The sequence below is a fragment of the Burkholderia sp. Ed8 genome, from assembly GCF_040761425.1.
Taxonomy (GTDB): Bacteria; Pseudomonadota; Gammaproteobacteria; order Burkholderiales; family Burkholderiaceae; genus Burkholderia; species Burkholderia seminalis.
In genome coordinates this window covers 1,567,071-1,582,231 of the sequence record NZ_CP142885.1, presented here as the reverse complement: position 1 = coordinate 1,582,231, position 15,161 = coordinate 1,567,071, and the positions used below count along the sequence as shown (strand labels likewise).

Sequence of the window (15,161 nt, the reverse complement as noted above, 5' to 3'; positions counted from 1 at the left end):
TCGCGTATTCGCCAGTCCGGCCGGTTGCCGCCGCGCCTATGCTGCCGCCGTGGCTTCCCGGACGAGGCGGCCGAGCGTTTCGAACGCCGCTTCGTGCGCCGCATCGAACACGCGCGTGCAGGCCAGCCGGATATAGCCGTCGAAGCGGTCGGAATTCGAGAAGATCGACCCGGGCGCGATCCTGATCCCGCGCGCCAGCGCGGCATCGAACAGCGCCTCGGAGCGCACGCCGTCCGGCAAGGCGATCCACAGCAGCATCCCGCCCAGCGGCTGGTTCATCCGTGTGCCGGCCGGGAAATGTCGTGCGATCGCATCGATCGTCACGTCGCGCTGCACACGCAGTTGCTCACGAAAGCGATGCAGATGGCGGTCGAACGCACCCGAGCCGACGAATTCGGCCGCCACGGCCTGCAACAGCGCGGCGTTGTGCCGACTATGCGCGAACTTCAGCATCCTCACGCGCGCATGCCAGCGTCCCGCACTCATCCAGCCGAGCCGCATCCCGGGAGCCAGCACCTTGTTGAGCGACGGGCAGTAGATCACCGTGCCGTCGCGGTCCCATGCCTTGACCGGCTTGACCGGCCAGGGCGCTTCGACGAGCTCGCGATACGGCTCGTCCTCGATCACGGCCACGCCTTGGCGCGAGCACAGCGCGACGAGCGCGGCCTTGCGGTCGTCGGGCATCACGCAACCGAGCGGGTTCTGCAGGTTCGGCACGACGACCACGGCCCGAATATCCGGATACACGGTCAGCGCCACTTCGAGCGCCTCGATCGATAACCCGGTCGTCGGGCTCGCCGGGATTTCCAGCGCACGCAGGCCAAGGCTTTCGAGCAGCTGGATCAGACCGAAAAAGGCCGGCGATTCGATCGCGATCGTGTCGCCAGGGCGCGCCACCGCGCGCAACGCGAGATTCACGGCATCGACGCCACCGCTCGTCGACATCACGTCGTCCGGCGTCACCGTCACGCCATACGACAGCGCGCGTTTGGCCATCGTCTGCCGGAATTCGGGCGAACCGCCGACAGGCCCCGCGTCGGTAAGCAACGTGGGTTTGCGCCGCAGCAGCCGGATGGCCAGAGCCTGCAGGCGCTCGGCCGGATACAACGTGGCGAGCGCAGATGCGCCGCCGAAATTCAACGCGTCGGGCACCGTGTTCGCGCGATCGATCACGCGCGACACGCGTTCGTGCAGGCCCGCGAACGGCGGCTCGACGCGCAACGGCGGCCCGTCGCTTTCCGGCAGCATGGCGAGCGTGGCCGCCGCGCGGCGCCGCACAAAGTAGCCCGACCGCGGCCTCGCCTCGCACCAGCCCGTATCCTCGAGCCGCCGATACGTCTGCGTGGCGGTCGACAGGCTCACGCCGTGCTGCGCCATGAACGCACGCACCGACGGCATCCGGTCGCCGGGCGACAGCGTGCCGGCCGCGATGATGCGCCGGTAATGCTCGGCGAGCCGTTCGTAAAGCGGCTCGCCGCCCAGCGGTAATGGCGTACGGGAGGTGTCGGTGAAAGGCGTCATCAAACGATCGTGCCCGCGCGGCCCAGCGCGCGCCAGATACAGATCCGCGAAAAAACCGCCGATACAGCCGTACGAAATCGACGCTTGCACCGCAACAGATTCCCGTCCCCTGAATCTGTCGCGCCTGCGCCCGTTTCCCTAACCTGACTGCACGCAATCGCTTCGCCATCGCGAGGCCGCGCAACCGGGAAAAAGGAATCGCCATGCGGACGCAACACATCCGACTCGACGCAGGACAAAGCCACTTTGCGTGGTTCGACAAGGGCAGCCAGGTGATCGTGCTGGACGGCGCGCTCGCGGTCACGTTGCGTCACGACGGGCTCGAGTGGCTGCCCGACGCGCCGCAATACATCCGTCGCGTGCTCGACGAAGGCGAGTGTCTGACGTTCGACACGGCCGGCCACGTGGCGTTGTCGGCCGGCGGGGCCGGCTCGGTCAGTACGACGGTCGTGGCGCCCTCGAGCCCGCGAGGTTTGCGCGCGGCGTGGCGCGGGCTCCTGCGCCGGCTGTCCGGGCGAGTGCGTGGTGGCCGTCACGTGCGCGAGCATTCCTGATATCGGAACCTGCCCCGCCTCGATACGCGGTTGGCAGATCCCCCATCATCGCAGCCGACCGAAGGACGCGTTCGGCTCCATGCCGCCTTGCGACCGCCGCAACCTGCCCGGCATGCGGCGGCGGCCACATCAATGGCCGTTCCGGCGGCGCTCGACCCATTCGAACATCGCCATCCCGGCCAGCATCGCGACGACGAACGCGATCCCCTTGACCGACCCGAAGCCGATCGACACGATCGCGGGCCCCGGACAGAACCCCGCCATCCCCCAGCCGATACCGAACACCGCACTGCCTGCGACCAGGCGCACGGTGATCGCGCGCAGCGCCGGCAACCGGATCGGCAGGCCGAGCCACGACCGTGTCCGGCGCTTCGCCCACGCGAACGCGAACACGGCCACGCCCGTCGCGCCGGCCATCACGAACGCGAGCGACGGATCCCAGCGGCCCGCCAGGTCGAGAAAACCGAGCACCTTCTGCGGATTGGCCATGCCCGACACGATGAGGCCGACGCCGAACAGCAGGCCGGCCAGAAACGCGAATGCTGCCTGCATGTCAGCCTCCCAGCACGTGCAGCCGCACGAAGACGGTCGCGAAACCCGCGGCCATGAAGGTCGCCGTCGCGACCACCGACCGCAGCGCGCCGCGCGACATCCCGCACACACCGTGGCCGCTCGTGCAGCCGCCCGCGTACCGCGTGCCGATTCCGACCAGCAGGCCGGCCGCCAGCAGTTCGGGCCAGCCGGCGTCGACCTGCGGCGTCAGCCCGGCGCCGACGACGTGCATCACGACCGGCGCGACGATCAATCCGCCGACGAACGCGATACGCCAGCCGCGCTCCCCCGAACCCGCCGTCAACAGGCCGCCGACGATGCCGCTGATGCCGGCGATCCGGCCGTTGAACGCGACGAGCCACGCGGCCGCGAGCCCGATCAGCGCGCCGCCGGCCAGCGACAGCCATGGCGTGAAATGAAGCGCATCAAGCTGCATCGCGCTTCTCCTTCGCGGCCGCACCGCAGAACTGCTCGTACAGCACGCCCATCACCGCGATCGCGGCCGCGCTGTCGAGCGAATAGTGAATGTTCTTGCCGTCACGGCGCGTCCGGACCAGCGCGTTGTCCCGCAACACGCCGAGTTGCTGGGACAGCGTCGGCTGGCGGATGTCCAGCCGCGTTTCGAGATCGCCGACGCAGCGCTCGCCCTGCGACAGTTCGCACAGCAGCAGCAGCCGGTCGGGATTCGACAGCACCTTGAGGAGCGCGCACGCCGATTCCGCGGCGGCGCGCATCTGATCGGGCTCGGGCAGCCCGGCGGGAAGCGCGTCGTTCATCGAGGCAGGACATCAATTAAAGAATCAATATTATATCAATCTATATATTATTGACACCTACCGCGTGCCTGCTAACACCCTCGCCGTACACCTTTACCGGTATCGAACCCGTCGATCGCAACGATCAGAAAGCACGGAACCACGATCGAGTGCCTGCGCGCCCGTGCGGCGCCGCAAGTCGGCGGATGGGAGAAAGTGAAGGTCGAGTAATCGGGGCGGCCCGGCGCGAACCGGGCCACCCCGACGCGCAGCGTCACGCGCCGTCGCAGGATGCCGTGCCGTCGAGCATCAGCGTGCCGACCCGCGCGGGCACGAGCGGCGTGCGCGGCACCGGCGGCGTCCAGCCGAACAGCGCTTGCGCGGCCGCGCCGCATACGCGGCCCTGGCACGCCCCCATCCCGCAACGCGACTGCAGCTTCGCAGCCGTCCAGCCGGGCGCCTGCGCGACGGCGCCGAAACACACATCCTCGCAGCGGCACAGCAGCGTCTCCGGCCGCGCGAGCCGGCGAACCGGCTCGCGGATCGCAAAGCGCTCGCGCACGGCATCCGCAAAAGCCTGCCAGTGCGCGCGCCGTGCGATGCGCGCGGCCAGTTGCGCCGTCTGCCCGGTCGCCGCCAGCCCGGCGATCTCGCCTTCGACCATCGCGAGTTCGCTGCCGCCGACGCCCGTGCACTCGCCGGCGGCGAAGCAGCCGTCGCGGCTCGTCCGCTGGTGCGCATCGACCGCCACCGCGCCGTTCTCGATCCGGCAGCCGAGATGGCTCGGCAGCACCGTATTCGGCACGAGGCCGAAACCGCACGCGAGCCGGTCGCAGTCGACGTCGAACGCGCGATCGCCCTGACGGATCCGTACACGTTCGAGCCGCGTGTCGCCGAACGCCTCGACGACGTGCGCATCGGGCCGGTACACGGCCGTGACGAGCTTCGCGGCCTGCGCGAGCTTCGACGGCCAGCGCCACAATCCCGCGCCGAAACCGGCCACGTCGCCCCATGCGGCCTGTTCGAGCACGTGCGACACGCGCGCGCCGGCCTGGCGGGCCGTCGCCGCGCTCGCCAGCAGCAGCGGCCCGCTGCCTGCGACGACCGTGCGCTGCCCGCGCACGTCGAGGCCGTACTTGATCAGCGCCTGCAAACCGCCCGCACCGGTGACGCCCGGCAGCGTCCAGCCCGGAAACGGCAGCAGCAGCTCACGCGCGCCGCAGCAAAGAATCAGCGTCCGGAAATCGAGCAGCAGCCCGCGTTCGTCGTCCTCGAGCAGCAGCGTGCCCGGCTGCGTTTCGGCGACGATGCGCGTCGCCGCGAGATGCGTGACGTTCGGTTGCCGCAGCACGGCGAGCCGTTCGGCGGCGGCCGGCACCGGCGCGGCCGCCGCCCCTTGCCGCCAGATCTGCCCGCCCGCGCGCGGATTGTCGTCGACGATCGCGACCGTCGCGCCGCCTTGCGCGGCGGCCCGTGCGGCCGACAACCCGGCCGGGCCCGCGCCGACGATCGCGACGTCGACGCTCAGTCGTTCCTGTTTCATCGCGTACGCTCCACCTGCATCCCGTCGCGGCACAGCGTCTGGCAAGCCAGCCGGCGCCGGCCGTCGATCGTCATCCGGCATTCCTGGCAGATGCCCATCCCGCAAAACGGCGCACGCGCCGCGCCCGTGCACGACACGCGGGTCGTGTCGTCGCCGCTCGCCGCGACGGCGGCCGCGACGGTCGCGCCGTCGGCCACCGTCAGCGCGCGGCCGTCCAGGTGAATGATCATGAAAGCGCTCCGGCTACGGGGGACGTCGTCAGGAAACGTCCCGGCAAATACGGTTCGACATCGATCGGCGGCCGCTCGCCGGCCATCAGCGCGGCGACGAGCCGCGCGCTGCCCGGCGCGGTCGTCACGCCGAGCCCTTCGTGCCCGACCGCGAGCCACACGCCCGGGCGCGCCGGGTGCTCGCCGAGCAACGGCAGGCCGTCGGGGCTCGCGGAACGGAAGCCCGTCCACGATCGGATGCCGTTCAGGTCGGCCAGACCGGGCAGGTAACCCACCGCGCGGCGCAGCATCCGCGCCAGCACGGGCGGCTCGACACGCGCATCCTCGGTGTCGAACTGGCGCGACGAGCCGATCAGCAACTGGCCGGTCGGCCGCGGCTGCACGTTGAACGCGACCGACGTGCCGTCGCTCGCATGCGCGCTTGCCGCATAACCGAGCTCGACGAGCTGGTGCGACACGTGGCCCGGATAGCGATCGGTAATCAGCAGATGGCCCTTTTTCGGGCGCAGCGGCAACTCGGGCAGCAGCGTGCGCGCCGCAACGCCGTTCGCGACCACTACACGCTCCGCGCGCAGCGTGTCGCCGCTCGCGAGCGTCACGCTCGGCCCGTCGACGGCGACGGCCCGGTCGCGGCGCAACGTGATGCGCGGTGCGCGCTGCAACAGCCAGGTCGCGGTCACCGGCGCGTAGAGAATCGCGTCGCCCGGAACCTTCAGCGCACCGCCGAGCCCCGTGCGCAGCATCGGCTCCAGTCGCGCGAGCGTCGCCGCGTCGATCAGCTCGCCGGCCACGCCGTGCGCGGCAAGCGTCGCCTGCTTCGCGCGTGCCAGATCCATCTCGTGCGCATCGGCCGCGAGCCACAGCGTGCCGCAATCACGGTACGCGCAGCCTTCGGGCATCTCGCCGCTCAACGCCCGCCACAGTTCGATCGAGTAATGGCTCAGCGCAAGCTCGGCCGCGTTGTCGTCCATCGCGACGAGGTGGCCCATGCCCGCGCCGGTCGCGCCGCCGCTCGCATCGTCGACGACCAGCACGCGCAGCCCGCGCTGCGCGAGTTCGTGCACGCACGCCGCGCCGACGATGCCGGCGCCGATCACGACGACGTCGGTCTTCGTGTCGCTCACGACCCGATGCCCCAGCCGAACGGATCGTCTTCCTCGATCAGCAGCGTCGCTTCGGCGCTCAGGTGCGCGCTGCCGCGAATCGTCGGCACGATGCCGCCGTCGGCCTGCTCGTAGCTGGCGTGGAACACGCTGCCGATCACGCTCGCCTGCCGCCACACGACGCCCGGCGCGAGCTTGCCGTCGGCCGCGAGGCACGCGAGCTTCGCGCTGGTGCCGGTGCCACACGGCGAACGGTCGTACGCGAGGCCCGGGCACAGCACGAAGCTGCGGCTGTCGTGCTCGGGATCGTCGGCGAACAGCTCGATGTGGTCGATCTCGCCGCCGTTCGCGCCGGTGATGCCCGCGCGTTCGAGCCCTTCGCGCACGGCCGACGCGTACGCGGTGAGCGCCGCGACGTTGTCGCCGGCAACGCGCTGCCCGTGGTCGCTGATCAGGAAGAACCAGTTGCCGCCCCACGCGATGTCGCCCTTCACGGGGCCATATCCCGGCACGTCGAGCGCGACGCCCTGCGCATGGCGATACGCGGGCACGTTGCGCACGCTGACCGACAGGTCGTCGTGCAGCGTCGCCTCGACGGTGCCGACGGGCGTCTCGATCCGGTGCACGCCGGGTGCGATGCGGCCCAGGTGATGCAGCGTGCGCACGACGCCGATCGTGCCGTGCCCGCACATCCCGAGATAGCCGCTATTGTTGAAGAAGATCACGCCGGCCGCCGCATCCGGCGACACGGGTTCGCACAGCAGCGCGCCGACCAGCACGTCGCTGCCGCGCGGCTCGAGGATGCACGCGGTGCGGTAACGGTCGTGCTCGCGCGCGAGCACGTCGCGGCGCTCGGCCATCGTGCCGCTGCCGAGCGACGGGAAACCGGACACGACGAGCCGAGTGGGTTCGCCGCCCGTGTGCGAATCGATGATCTGGATGCGCTTCATCATGAGCCGTCCGAAGTGGGGAAAGGAGCATAGCTTCCTCCGTCGCGCGTCCGTCCGCTTGTGGCTTTTCGATGAGGACGACGACGAAATCGGCATAGTGCGGCGCGCCCCTCGCGCCCCTGCCGGCCGCTGTGCCGATTTCGTCATTTTGCTCCGCGATACGACTCAAGCGTGATGGGCGTTTGCGCGGCGATACTGGTTGCCACACCGACACCCCTGTCGGCCGACCGATACGAACGTAGGAGATTTCAGTGAGCCGCAAAGCCATTCAGTGGACCGGGGTTTTCCCGGCCGTCAGCACCCAGTTCAAGCCGGACTTTTCCCTCGACATCGACGCCACGCACCGCGTGGTCAAGAACCTGGTGAACGACGGCGTGTCGGGCCTCGTGGTCTGCGGCACGGTCGGCGAAAACACGTCGCTGTCGACGAGCGAGAAGCTCCAGGTGATCGAGGCCGCGCGCGACGCGGCCGGCGGCAAGATCCCGGTGATCGCCGGCATCGCCGAATTCACCACCGAATTCGCGCGCAACACGGTGCGCGAAGCGCAGCGCGTCGGCGTCGACGGCGTGATGGTGATGCCCGCGCTCGTGTACTCGGCGAAGCCGCACGAAACCGCCGCGCACTTCCGCGCGGTCGCGACGAGCACCGACCTGCCGGTGATGGTCTACAACAACCCGCCGATCTACAAGAACGACGTGACGCCCGACGTGCTGATCGCGCTGCAGGATTGCGAGAACATCGTCTGCTTCAAGGATTCGTCGGGCGATACGCGCCGCTTCATCGACCTGCGCAACGCGGTCGGCGATCGCTTCGTGCTGTTCGCGGGCCTCGACGACGTCGTGGTCGAGAGCATCGCGGTCGGCGCCGAAGGCTGGGTGTCGGGCATGTCGAACGCGTTCCCGAAGGAAGGCGAGACGCTGTTCCGCCTCGCGAAGCAAAAGCGTTTCGACGAAGCGCTCGCGCTGTACCGCTGGTTCATGCCGCTGCTGCACCTCGATGCCCGCCCCGACCTCGTGCAGTGCATCAAGCTGTGCGAAGAACTGGTCGGCCGCGGCAGCGCGATCACGCGTCCGCCGCGCCTCGCGCTGCAGGGCGACACGCTCGCCGAAGTGAAGGCGATCGTCGCGAAGGCGCTCGACACGCGCCCGGCACTGCCCGACGTCGGTCTCTGATCGACGCCCCCGCGGCGGCACGCAGGCTTCCCAGGCCGCACGCCGCCGCCTCCGGTCCGGCATTGGCCCGCGGGCCCGTTTGCGCCGGCGCCCGCCCGCGCCGCACGTGAACGGCCCGCGGCCCGCCCCGGTCGTTCGAACCGGGCGACGCCGGCCGGCCGGCGTGCGCGCTGCTCCGTCGGAGCGCGCGCAGCTCGCGCCGGCACCGCCCTTCCCCCAGGAGACAAGCCCATGCCAGGCCAAGGCAACGCTCACCCGTCCGTCCCGCTTTCCCGTTCCGCGGCCCCCGACGCGGGTCACGGCAAATTCAAGAAACAGCTGTCGCTGACCGATCTCACGTTCATCGGTCTCGGCGCCATTTTCGGTTCGGGGTGGCTGTTCGCCGCGAGTCACGTGTCGACGATCGCAGGCCCGGCCGGCATCTTCTCGTGGCTGCTCGGCGGCTTCGCGGTGCTGCTGCTCGGCATCGTCTACTGCGAACTCGGCGCCGCGCTGCCGCGCGCCGGCGGCGTCGTGCGTTATCCGGTGTTCTCGCACGGCCCGCTGCTCGGCTACCTGATGGGCTTCATCACGCTGATCGCCTTTTCGAGCCTGATCGCGATCGAAGTCGTCGCCGCGCGCCAGTACGCGGCCGCGTGGTTTCCGGGCCTGACGGCCGAAGGCTCGAGCGACCCGACGACGCTCGGCTGGCTCGTGCAGGCCGCGCTGCTCTGCTTCTTCTTTTACCTGAACTATTCGAGCGTGAAGACGTTCGCGAAGGCGAACAACATCATCAGCATCTTCAAGTTCATCGTGCCGCTCGCGGTGATCGGCGTGCTGTTCACGTTCTTCAAGCCCGCGAACCTGACCGTGCAAGGCTTCGCGCCGTTCGGCCTGCCGGGCATCGAGATGGCCGTGTCCGCCGGCGGCATCATCTTCGCGTACCTCGGGCTCACGCCGATCGTGTCGGTCGCGAGCGAGGTGCGCAATCCGCAGCGCACGATCCCGATCGCGCTGATCCTGTCGATCCTGCTGTCGACACTGATCTACGTGCTGCTGCAGCTCGCGTTCATCGGCAGCATCCCCACGGCGATGCTCGCCGCCGGCTGGCACGACGTAAGCAAGGCGTTCTCGCTGCCGTACCGCGACATCGCGCTCGCGCTCGGCGTCGGCTGGCTCGCGGTGATGGTCGTCGCCGACGCGATGATCTCGCCGAGCGGCTGCGGCAACATCTACATGAACGCGACGCCGCGTGTCGTCTACGGCTGGGCGAAGACGGGCACGTTCTTCAAGGTGTTCACGCGCGTCGACGAAGCGTCGGGCATCCCGCGTGCAGGCCTGTGGCTCACCTTCGGCCTCGCGATCTTCTGGACGCTGCCGTTTCCGTCGTGGGAAGCGCTGATCAACATCGTATCGGCCGCGCTCGTGCTGAGCTATGCGGTCGCGCCGGTCTCGGTCGCCGCGCTGCGCCGCACCGCGCCCGACCTGCCGCGGCCGTTCCGTGCGAGCGCATTCGGCCTCACCGGCCCCGCTTCGTTCGTGATCGCCGCGCTGATCGTCTACTGGTCGGGCTGGAGCACCGTGTCCTGGCTGCTGGGCCTGCAGATCGCGATGTTCGTCATCTATCTCGCGTGCCGCCGCTGGGTGCCGACCGCGCACCTGAGCCTCGCCGAGCAAGTGCGCTCGTCGGCGTGGCTGATCGCGTTCTATGCCGCGATGATCGTGCTGTCGTATCTCGGCGGCTTCGGCGGCACGGGCCGTCTCGCGCATCCGTACGACACGGCCGTCGTCGCGGCCGTCGCGCTCGTCATCTACTACTGGGGCGCCCGCACCGGCGTGCGTGCCGACAAGCTGCGGCTCGACGACGACGAGGACTGACGCGCCCGCGCCCTTTTCCATGCTCCCCGCGGCCGGGCGCACCACGCCCGGTCCCTGCTTTTTCCGAGGAAAACCATGCAACTCACAGGTCAACTGCTGATCGGCCAGTCCGCCGTCACCGGACAGAACGGCACCCTCCACGCGATCGCCGCCACCACCGGCGAACCGCTCGAACCGGCTTTCGGCGGCGCGAGCCTGCACGACCTGGAGACGGCCTGCGCGCTCGCCGACGACGCGTTCGACATCTATCGCGAAACGTCGCTCGACGCCCGCGCCGCGTTTCTCGACGCGATCGGCCGCCACATCATGGCGCTCGGCGACGACCTGATCGAGCGTTGCGTCATCGAGACGGGGCTGCCGCGCGCACGCGTCGAAGGCGAACGCGGCCGCACGGTCGGCCAGCTCGCGCTGTTCGCGTCGCTCGTGCGCGACGGCGGGTTTCTCGACGCGCGGATCGATCCGGCGCGCCCCGAGCGCAAGCCGCTGCCGCGTGTCGACCTGCGGCTGCGCAACGTCGCGGTGGGGCCCGTCGCCGTGTTCGGCGCGTCGAACTTCCCGCTCGCGTTCTCGGTCGCCGGCGGCGATACGGCGTCGGCGCTCGCGGCCGGCTGCCCGGTGATCGTGAAGGCCCATTCCGCGCATCCGGGCACGTCGGAACGCGTTGGCCGCGCGATCCAGCAGGCCGCCCGCGAATGCGGGATGCCGGCCGGCGTGTTCTCGCTGCTGTTCGACGCATCGCGCGAGATCGGCCAGGCGCTCGTCGCCGATCCGCGCATCAAGGCCGTCGGCTTCACCGGCTCGCGCCGCGGCGGCGTCGCGCTGATGCATATCGCGGCCGCGCGCCCCGAGCCGATTCCGGTCTATGCGGAAATGAGCTCGATCAATCCCGTGCTGCTGTGCCCCGCCGCGCTCGAGGCGCGCCACGAAACGATCGCGCCGCAATTCGTCGCATCGCTCACGCTCGGCGCCGGCCAGTTCTGCACGAACCCCGGCCTGGTGCTCGCCGTCGACGGCCCCGCGCTGCGCGCGTTCGAAGCCGCGGCGGCCGATGCCGTGCGCACGGCGGCCGCACAGACGATGCTGACGCCGCCCATTCATGCGAGCTATGCGCAAGGCGTCGCGGCGCTACGCCATCACGATGCGGTCGAGCTGCTGGCCGAAGGCGTGGAAGGCGGCCGCCATCAGGCCCGTGCGGCGCTGTTCGCGACCTCGGCCGACGCGTTCATCGCGCACCCTGAACTGCGCGACGAAGTGTTCGGTCCCGCATCGCTGATCGTCCGCTGCGCGGATGCCGATACGCTGCATCGCGTGCTGAAGTCGCTCGAAGGCCAATTGACGATCGCCGCGCACCTGGCCGACGGCGACGCGGCGCTGTTCGCCGCGCTGCGCCCGACGCTCGAACGCAAGGCCGGCCGCATTCTCGTCAACGGCTTCGGCACGGGCGTCGAAGTCGGCCACGCGATGGTGCACGGCGGCCCGTTCCCGGCGACGTCCGACACGCGCACGACGTCCGTCGGCGCACGCGCGATCGAGCGCTTCCTGCGCCCGGTGTCGTACCAGGACCTGCCGGATGCGCTGCTGCCGGACGCGCTGCGCGACGGCAATCCGCTGCACGTGCCGCAGCGCATCGACGGCGTGCCCGCGCCGCGCGAGGTGAATCATGACTGAGCAAACCGCCGAAGTCGTCCTGTCGCTCGCTGAAGTCCATGCGCTCGCGCTGCGCGTGCTGACGCACCACGGGATGTCCGACGCGCATGCGCGGGCCATCGCCAGCGTGATCACGCAAGGCCAGCGCGACGAGTGCCATTCGCACGGCGTGTACCGGCTGCTCGTCTGCGTGCGCTCGCTGAAAAAGGGCAAGGTCGATCCGCAAGCCGTGCCGACGCTGCGCAAGCTGTCGTCGTCGATCGTCTCCGTCGACGCGCATCGCGGCTTCTCGCTGCTGAGCTTCGAAACCGGGCTGCCGGTGCTCGTCGAGATGGCGAAGCAGCACGGGATCGCCGCGATGACGATCAACCACTGCTACCACTTCTCGGCGCTGTGGCCCGAAGTCGAGGCGATCGCGGCCGAAGGGCTGGTCGGCATCGCGATGAACCCGAGCCATAGCTGGGTCGCACCGGAAGGCGGCCGCGAACCCGTGTTCGGCACCAATCCGATCGCGTTCGCGTGGCCGCGCCCGGGCGGCGAGCCGTTCGTGTTCGATTTCGCGACGAGCGCGATCGCGCGCGGCGACATCGAGCTGCACGCCAAGCAGGGCAAGGCGATTCCGTCGCACTGGGCGATCGACGCCGACGGCCGGCCGACCACCGATCCGAAGGCCGCGCTGCAGGGCGCGATGCGCACCTTCGGCGGCCACAAGGGCTCGGCGCTCGCGGCGATGGTCGAATTGCTCGGCGGCGCGCTGATCGGCGACATGACGAGCCGCGAATCGATGGATTTCGACGAAGGCGTCGGCGCGACGCCGTGCCACGGCGAGCTCGTGATCGCGTTCGACCCGAAGGTGTTCCTCGGCGACGATCTCGACGCGGGGCTCGCACGCGGCGAACGGATGTTCGAGTCGATCGTCGCGCAGGGTGCGCGGCTGCCGTCGCAGCGGCGCTTCGACGCCCGCGCGCGCAGCATCGCGAACGGCGTGCGGGTTCCGAAGGCACTGTACGACGAGATCCTGACGCTGCTCGACTGACGCCCGGGCACGGGGGCGGCGCGCATTCGTCGTCGACGCGCAGGCGTCTGCGCCGCTTCCCGAACCGGCCAGGCGGGCAGCACGCCGCCGCCCCGCCCGTCGCGCGGCACCGGCCCGTCGCCGGCTCATGGCCGCCACGCCCGCGGCGGCTGTGGGATAATCGATGGGTTTGCCCAGGGCGCAGCTCAAGAGGTTGTTCGCACGGGCGCGAGAGAGGCCTTTATTCCCGTGCCTCCACCCTTTTCCCGCGATCTTTCTTCAGCAACCACAATGCCCACTTACCGTTCCAAAACCTCCACCGCCGGCCGCAACATGGCAGGTGCGCGCTCGCTGTGGCGCGCCACCGGCATGAAAGACGACGATTTCTCGAAGCCGATCATCGCGGTCGTCAACTCGTTCACGCAGTTCGTGCCCGGGCACGTGCACCTGAAGGATCTCGGCCAGCTCGTCGCGCGCGAGATCGAAGCCGCCGGCGGCGTCGCGAAGGAATTCAACACGATCGCGGTCGACGACGGCATCGCGATGGGCCACGACGGCATGCTGTATTCGCTGCCGAGCCGCGACATCATCGCCGACTCGGTCGAGTACATGGTGAACGCGCACTGCGCGGACGCGATGGTGTGCATCTCGAACTGCGACAAGATCACCCCGGGGATGCTGATGGCCGCGATGCGCCTGAACATTCCGGTGATCTTCGTGTCGGGCGGCCCGATGGAAGCCGGCAAGACGCGTCTCGCGAACCCGGTCACCAAGGCCATCGAAGTGAAGAAGCTCGACCTCGTCGACGCGATGGTGATCGCGGTCGATCCGTCGTATTCCGACGCCGAAGTCGCCGAAGTCGAACGCTCGGCCTGCCCGACCTGCGGTTCGTGCTCGGGCATGTTCACCGCGAACTCGATGAACTGCCTGACCGAAGCGCTCGGCCTGTCGCTGCCCGGCAACGGCACCGTGGTGGCCACGCACGCCGATCGCGAACAGCTGTTCAAGCGTGCCGGCCGCCGCATCGTCGAACTGACGCGCCAGCACTACGAGCAGGACGACGAACGCGTGCTGCCGCGCTCGGTCGGCTTCAAGGCGTTCGAAAACGCGATGACGCTCGACATCGCGATGGGCGGCTCGACCAACACGATCCTGCACCTGCTGGCGATCGCGCAGGAAGCCGGCATCGACTTCACGATGAAGGACATCGACCGCCTGTCGCGCGTCGTGCCGCAGCTGTGCAAGGTCGCGCCGAACACGAACAAGTACCACATCGAGGACGTGCATCGCGCCGGCGGCATCATGGCGATCCTCGGCGAGCTCGACCGCGCCGGCAAGCTGCACACCGACGTGCCGACCATCCACGCGCCGACGCTGAAGGACGCGCTCGACCAGTGGGACATCGTCCGCACGCTGGACGAAACGGTCCGCACGTTCTACCAGGCCGGCCCGGCCGGCATCCCGACGCAGGTCGCGTTCAGCCAGAACACGCGCTGGCCGAGCCTCGACCTCGATCGGGCCGAAGGCTGCATCCGCTCGTACGAGCATGCGTTCTCGAAGGAAGGCGGCCTCGCTGTATTGACGGGCAACATCGCACTCGACGGCTGCGTGGTGAAGACGGCCGGCGTCGACGAGAGCATCCTCGTGTTCGAAGGCACGGCGCATGTCACCGAGTCGCAGGATGAGGCAGTCGAAAACATCCTGAACGACAAGGTCAAGGCCGGCGACGTGGTGATCGTGCGCTACGAAGGCCCGAAGGGCGGCCCCGGCATGCAGGAAATGCTCTACCCGACCAGCTACATCAAGTCGAAGGGCCTCGGCAAGGCCTGCGCGCTGCTGACGGACGGCCGCTTCTCGGGCGGTACGTCGGGCCTGTCGATCGGTCACTGCTCGCCGGAAGCGGCAGCAGGCGGCGCGATCGGCCTCGTGCGCGACGGCGACAAGATCCGCATCGACATCCCGAACCGCACGATCAACGTGCTGGTGTCGGACGAGGAACTGGCGCGCCGCCGCGAGGAGCAGAACGCGAAGGGCTGGAAGCCGGCGCAGCCGCGTCCGCGCAAGGTGTCCGCCGCACTGAAGGCGTACGCGAAACTGGTCATGTCGGCCGACAAGGGCGCCGTGCGCGATCTGTCGCTGCTCGACGACTGACGCAACGGGCGCATGCCGGCGATCGGTTGCCGGCCACGCAACCGACCGCAAGCCCGAATCGAAAGCCGCTCTCCGGAGCGGCTTTTTTTCGTCCGGCGCACGGGGAGATCC

Annotated in this window: 14 protein-coding genes; 6 read left to right on the top strand and 8 right to left on the bottom strand. The window is 69.5% G+C overall.

The genetic code is table 11. The features are described 5' to 3' along the window. Nucleotides 1-36: 36 nt before the first annotated feature. The gene (locus VXM69_RS07295; protein WP_034191699.1) at nucleotides 37-1,521 is read right to left on the bottom strand and encodes a PLP-dependent aminotransferase family protein; all 1,485 of its coding nucleotides are present in this window, start codon (nucleotides 1,519-1,521) and stop codon (nucleotides 37-39) included. Between the two features lie 203 nt (nucleotides 1,522-1,724). Between VXM69_RS07295 and VXM69_RS07290 the strand changes: the two genes are divergently transcribed. Beyond that, nucleotides 1,725-2,075, top strand: a complete 351-nt coding sequence (locus tag VXM69_RS07290) for a hypothetical protein (RefSeq protein ID WP_069705283.1) — start codon at nucleotides 1,725-1,727, stop codon at nucleotides 2,073-2,075. Nucleotides 2,076-2,204: 129 nt separating this feature from the next. Here VXM69_RS07290 and VXM69_RS07285 read toward each other — a convergent pair whose 3' ends face one another. The 7 genes from VXM69_RS07285 to VXM69_RS07255 form a co-directional block, all read right to left on the bottom strand. Beyond that, entirely contained in the window at nucleotides 2,205-2,627 is a 423-nt protein-coding gene (locus VXM69_RS07285) for a DUF6691 family protein (protein ID WP_034191606.1), read from the bottom strand. Between the two features lies 1 nt (nucleotide 2,628). Further along, on the bottom strand, nucleotides 2,629-3,063 hold the full coding sequence (locus VXM69_RS07280) for a YeeE/YedE family protein (protein WP_049030563.1): 435 nt from the start codon (nucleotides 3,061-3,063) through the stop codon (nucleotides 2,629-2,631). Continuing rightward, nucleotides 3,053-3,403 (bottom strand): helix-turn-helix transcriptional regulator, encoded by a 351-nt coding sequence (locus VXM69_RS07275; protein WP_034191608.1) that lies wholly within the window; start codon nucleotides 3,401-3,403, stop codon nucleotides 3,053-3,055. The genes VXM69_RS07280 and VXM69_RS07275 overlap by 11 nt, the downstream gene beginning before the upstream one ends. 253 nt (nucleotides 3,404-3,656) lie before the next feature. Then, nucleotides 3,657-4,925 carry an FAD-dependent oxidoreductase gene (locus VXM69_RS07270; protein ID WP_367188342.1) on the bottom strand — a complete coding sequence of 423 codons (1,269 nt, stop codon included), beginning with the start codon at nucleotides 4,923-4,925 and terminating at the stop codon, nucleotides 3,657-3,659. Beyond that, nucleotides 4,922-5,155 (bottom strand): 2Fe-2S iron-sulfur cluster-binding protein, encoded by a 234-nt coding sequence (locus VXM69_RS07265; protein WP_012338331.1) that lies wholly within the window; start codon nucleotides 5,153-5,155, stop codon nucleotides 4,922-4,924. Before VXM69_RS07265 ends, VXM69_RS07270 begins: the two co-directional genes overlap by 4 nt. Next, on the bottom strand, nucleotides 5,152-6,279 hold the full coding sequence (locus VXM69_RS07260) for an NAD(P)/FAD-dependent oxidoreductase (protein WP_367188341.1): 1,128 nt from the start codon (nucleotides 6,277-6,279) through the stop codon (nucleotides 5,152-5,154). Before VXM69_RS07260 ends, VXM69_RS07265 begins: the two co-directional genes overlap by 4 nt. Continuing rightward, on the bottom strand, nucleotides 6,276-7,208 hold the full coding sequence (locus tag VXM69_RS07255) for a 4-hydroxyproline epimerase (RefSeq protein ID WP_367189229.1): 933 nt from the start codon (nucleotides 7,206-7,208) through the stop codon (nucleotides 6,276-6,278). The genes VXM69_RS07260 and VXM69_RS07255 overlap by 4 nt, the downstream gene beginning before the upstream one ends. A 251-nt stretch (nucleotides 7,209-7,459) precedes the next feature. Here VXM69_RS07255 and VXM69_RS07250 point away from each other — a divergent pair, with 251 nt between their 5' ends. The 5 genes from VXM69_RS07250 to ilvD all read left to right on the top strand — a co-directional run bounded on the left by VXM69_RS07250 (nucleotide 7,460) and on the right by ilvD (nucleotide 15,050). Beyond that, nucleotides 7,460-8,380 carry a dihydrodipicolinate synthase family protein gene (locus VXM69_RS07250; RefSeq protein ID WP_034191611.1) on the top strand — a complete coding sequence of 307 codons (921 nt, stop codon included), beginning with the start codon at nucleotides 7,460-7,462 and terminating at the stop codon, nucleotides 8,378-8,380. 231 nt (nucleotides 8,381-8,611) lie between these two features. Next, entirely contained in the window at nucleotides 8,612-10,237 is a 1,626-nt protein-coding gene (locus VXM69_RS07245) for an APC family permease (protein ID WP_367188340.1), read from the top strand. Nucleotides 10,238-10,312: 75 nt separating this feature from the next. Continuing rightward, nucleotides 10,313-11,905 (top strand): aldehyde dehydrogenase (NADP(+)), encoded by a 1,593-nt coding sequence (locus VXM69_RS07240; RefSeq protein ID WP_367188339.1) that lies wholly within the window; start codon nucleotides 10,313-10,315, stop codon nucleotides 11,903-11,905. Then, nucleotides 11,898-12,920 (top strand): Ldh family oxidoreductase, encoded by a 1,023-nt coding sequence (locus VXM69_RS07235; protein WP_034191614.1) that lies wholly within the window; start codon nucleotides 11,898-11,900, stop codon nucleotides 12,918-12,920. Before VXM69_RS07240 ends, VXM69_RS07235 begins: the two co-directional genes overlap by 8 nt. 270 nt (nucleotides 12,921-13,190) lie before the next feature. Then, nucleotides 13,191-15,050, top strand: coding sequence for a dihydroxy-acid dehydratase (gene ilvD, locus VXM69_RS07230; protein ID WP_367188338.1), 1,860 nt, complete (start codon nucleotides 13,191-13,193; stop codon nucleotides 15,048-15,050). Nucleotides 15,051-15,161 lie beyond the last annotated feature (111 nt).

What these genes read in the sequence shown, in the direction of transcription:
- VXM69_RS07295 (WP_034191699.1), bottom strand. Translation starts at nt 1,521, where the DNA reads ATGACGCCTTTCACCGACACCTCCCGTACGCCATTACCGCTGGGCGGC.
- VXM69_RS07290 (WP_069705283.1), top strand. Translation starts at nt 1,725, where the DNA reads ATGCGGACGCAACACATCCGACTCGACGCAGGACAAAGCCACTTTGCG.
- VXM69_RS07285 (WP_034191606.1), bottom strand. Translation starts at nt 2,627, where the DNA reads ATGCAGGCAGCATTCGCGTTTCTGGCCGGCCTGCTGTTCGGCGTCGGC.
- VXM69_RS07280 (WP_049030563.1), bottom strand. Translation starts at nt 3,063, where the DNA reads ATGCAGCTTGATGCGCTTCATTTCACGCCATGGCTGTCGCTGGCCGGC.
- VXM69_RS07275 (WP_034191608.1), bottom strand. Translation starts at nt 3,403, where the DNA reads ATGAACGACGCGCTTCCCGCCGGGCTGCCCGAGCCCGATCAGATGCGC.
- VXM69_RS07270 (WP_367188342.1), bottom strand. Translation starts at nt 4,925, where the DNA reads ATGAAACAGGAACGACTGAGCGTCGACGTCGCGATCGTCGGCGCGGGC.
- VXM69_RS07265 (WP_012338331.1), bottom strand. Translation starts at nt 5,155, where the DNA reads ATGATCATTCACCTGGACGGCCGCGCGCTGACGGTGGCCGACGGCGCG.
- VXM69_RS07255 (WP_367189229.1), bottom strand. Translation starts at nt 7,208, where the DNA reads ATGAAGCGCATCCAGATCATCGATTCGCACACGGGCGGCGAACCCACT.
- VXM69_RS07245 (WP_367188340.1), top strand. Translation starts at nt 8,612, where the DNA reads ATGCCAGGCCAAGGCAACGCTCACCCGTCCGTCCCGCTTTCCCGTTCC.
- VXM69_RS07240 (WP_367188339.1), top strand. Translation starts at nt 10,313, where the DNA reads ATGCAACTCACAGGTCAACTGCTGATCGGCCAGTCCGCCGTCACCGGA.
- VXM69_RS07235 (WP_034191614.1), top strand. Translation starts at nt 11,898, where the DNA reads ATGACTGAGCAAACCGCCGAAGTCGTCCTGTCGCTCGCTGAAGTCCAT.
- ilvD (WP_367188338.1), top strand. Translation starts at nt 13,191, where the DNA reads ATGCCCACTTACCGTTCCAAAACCTCCACCGCCGGCCGCAACATGGCA.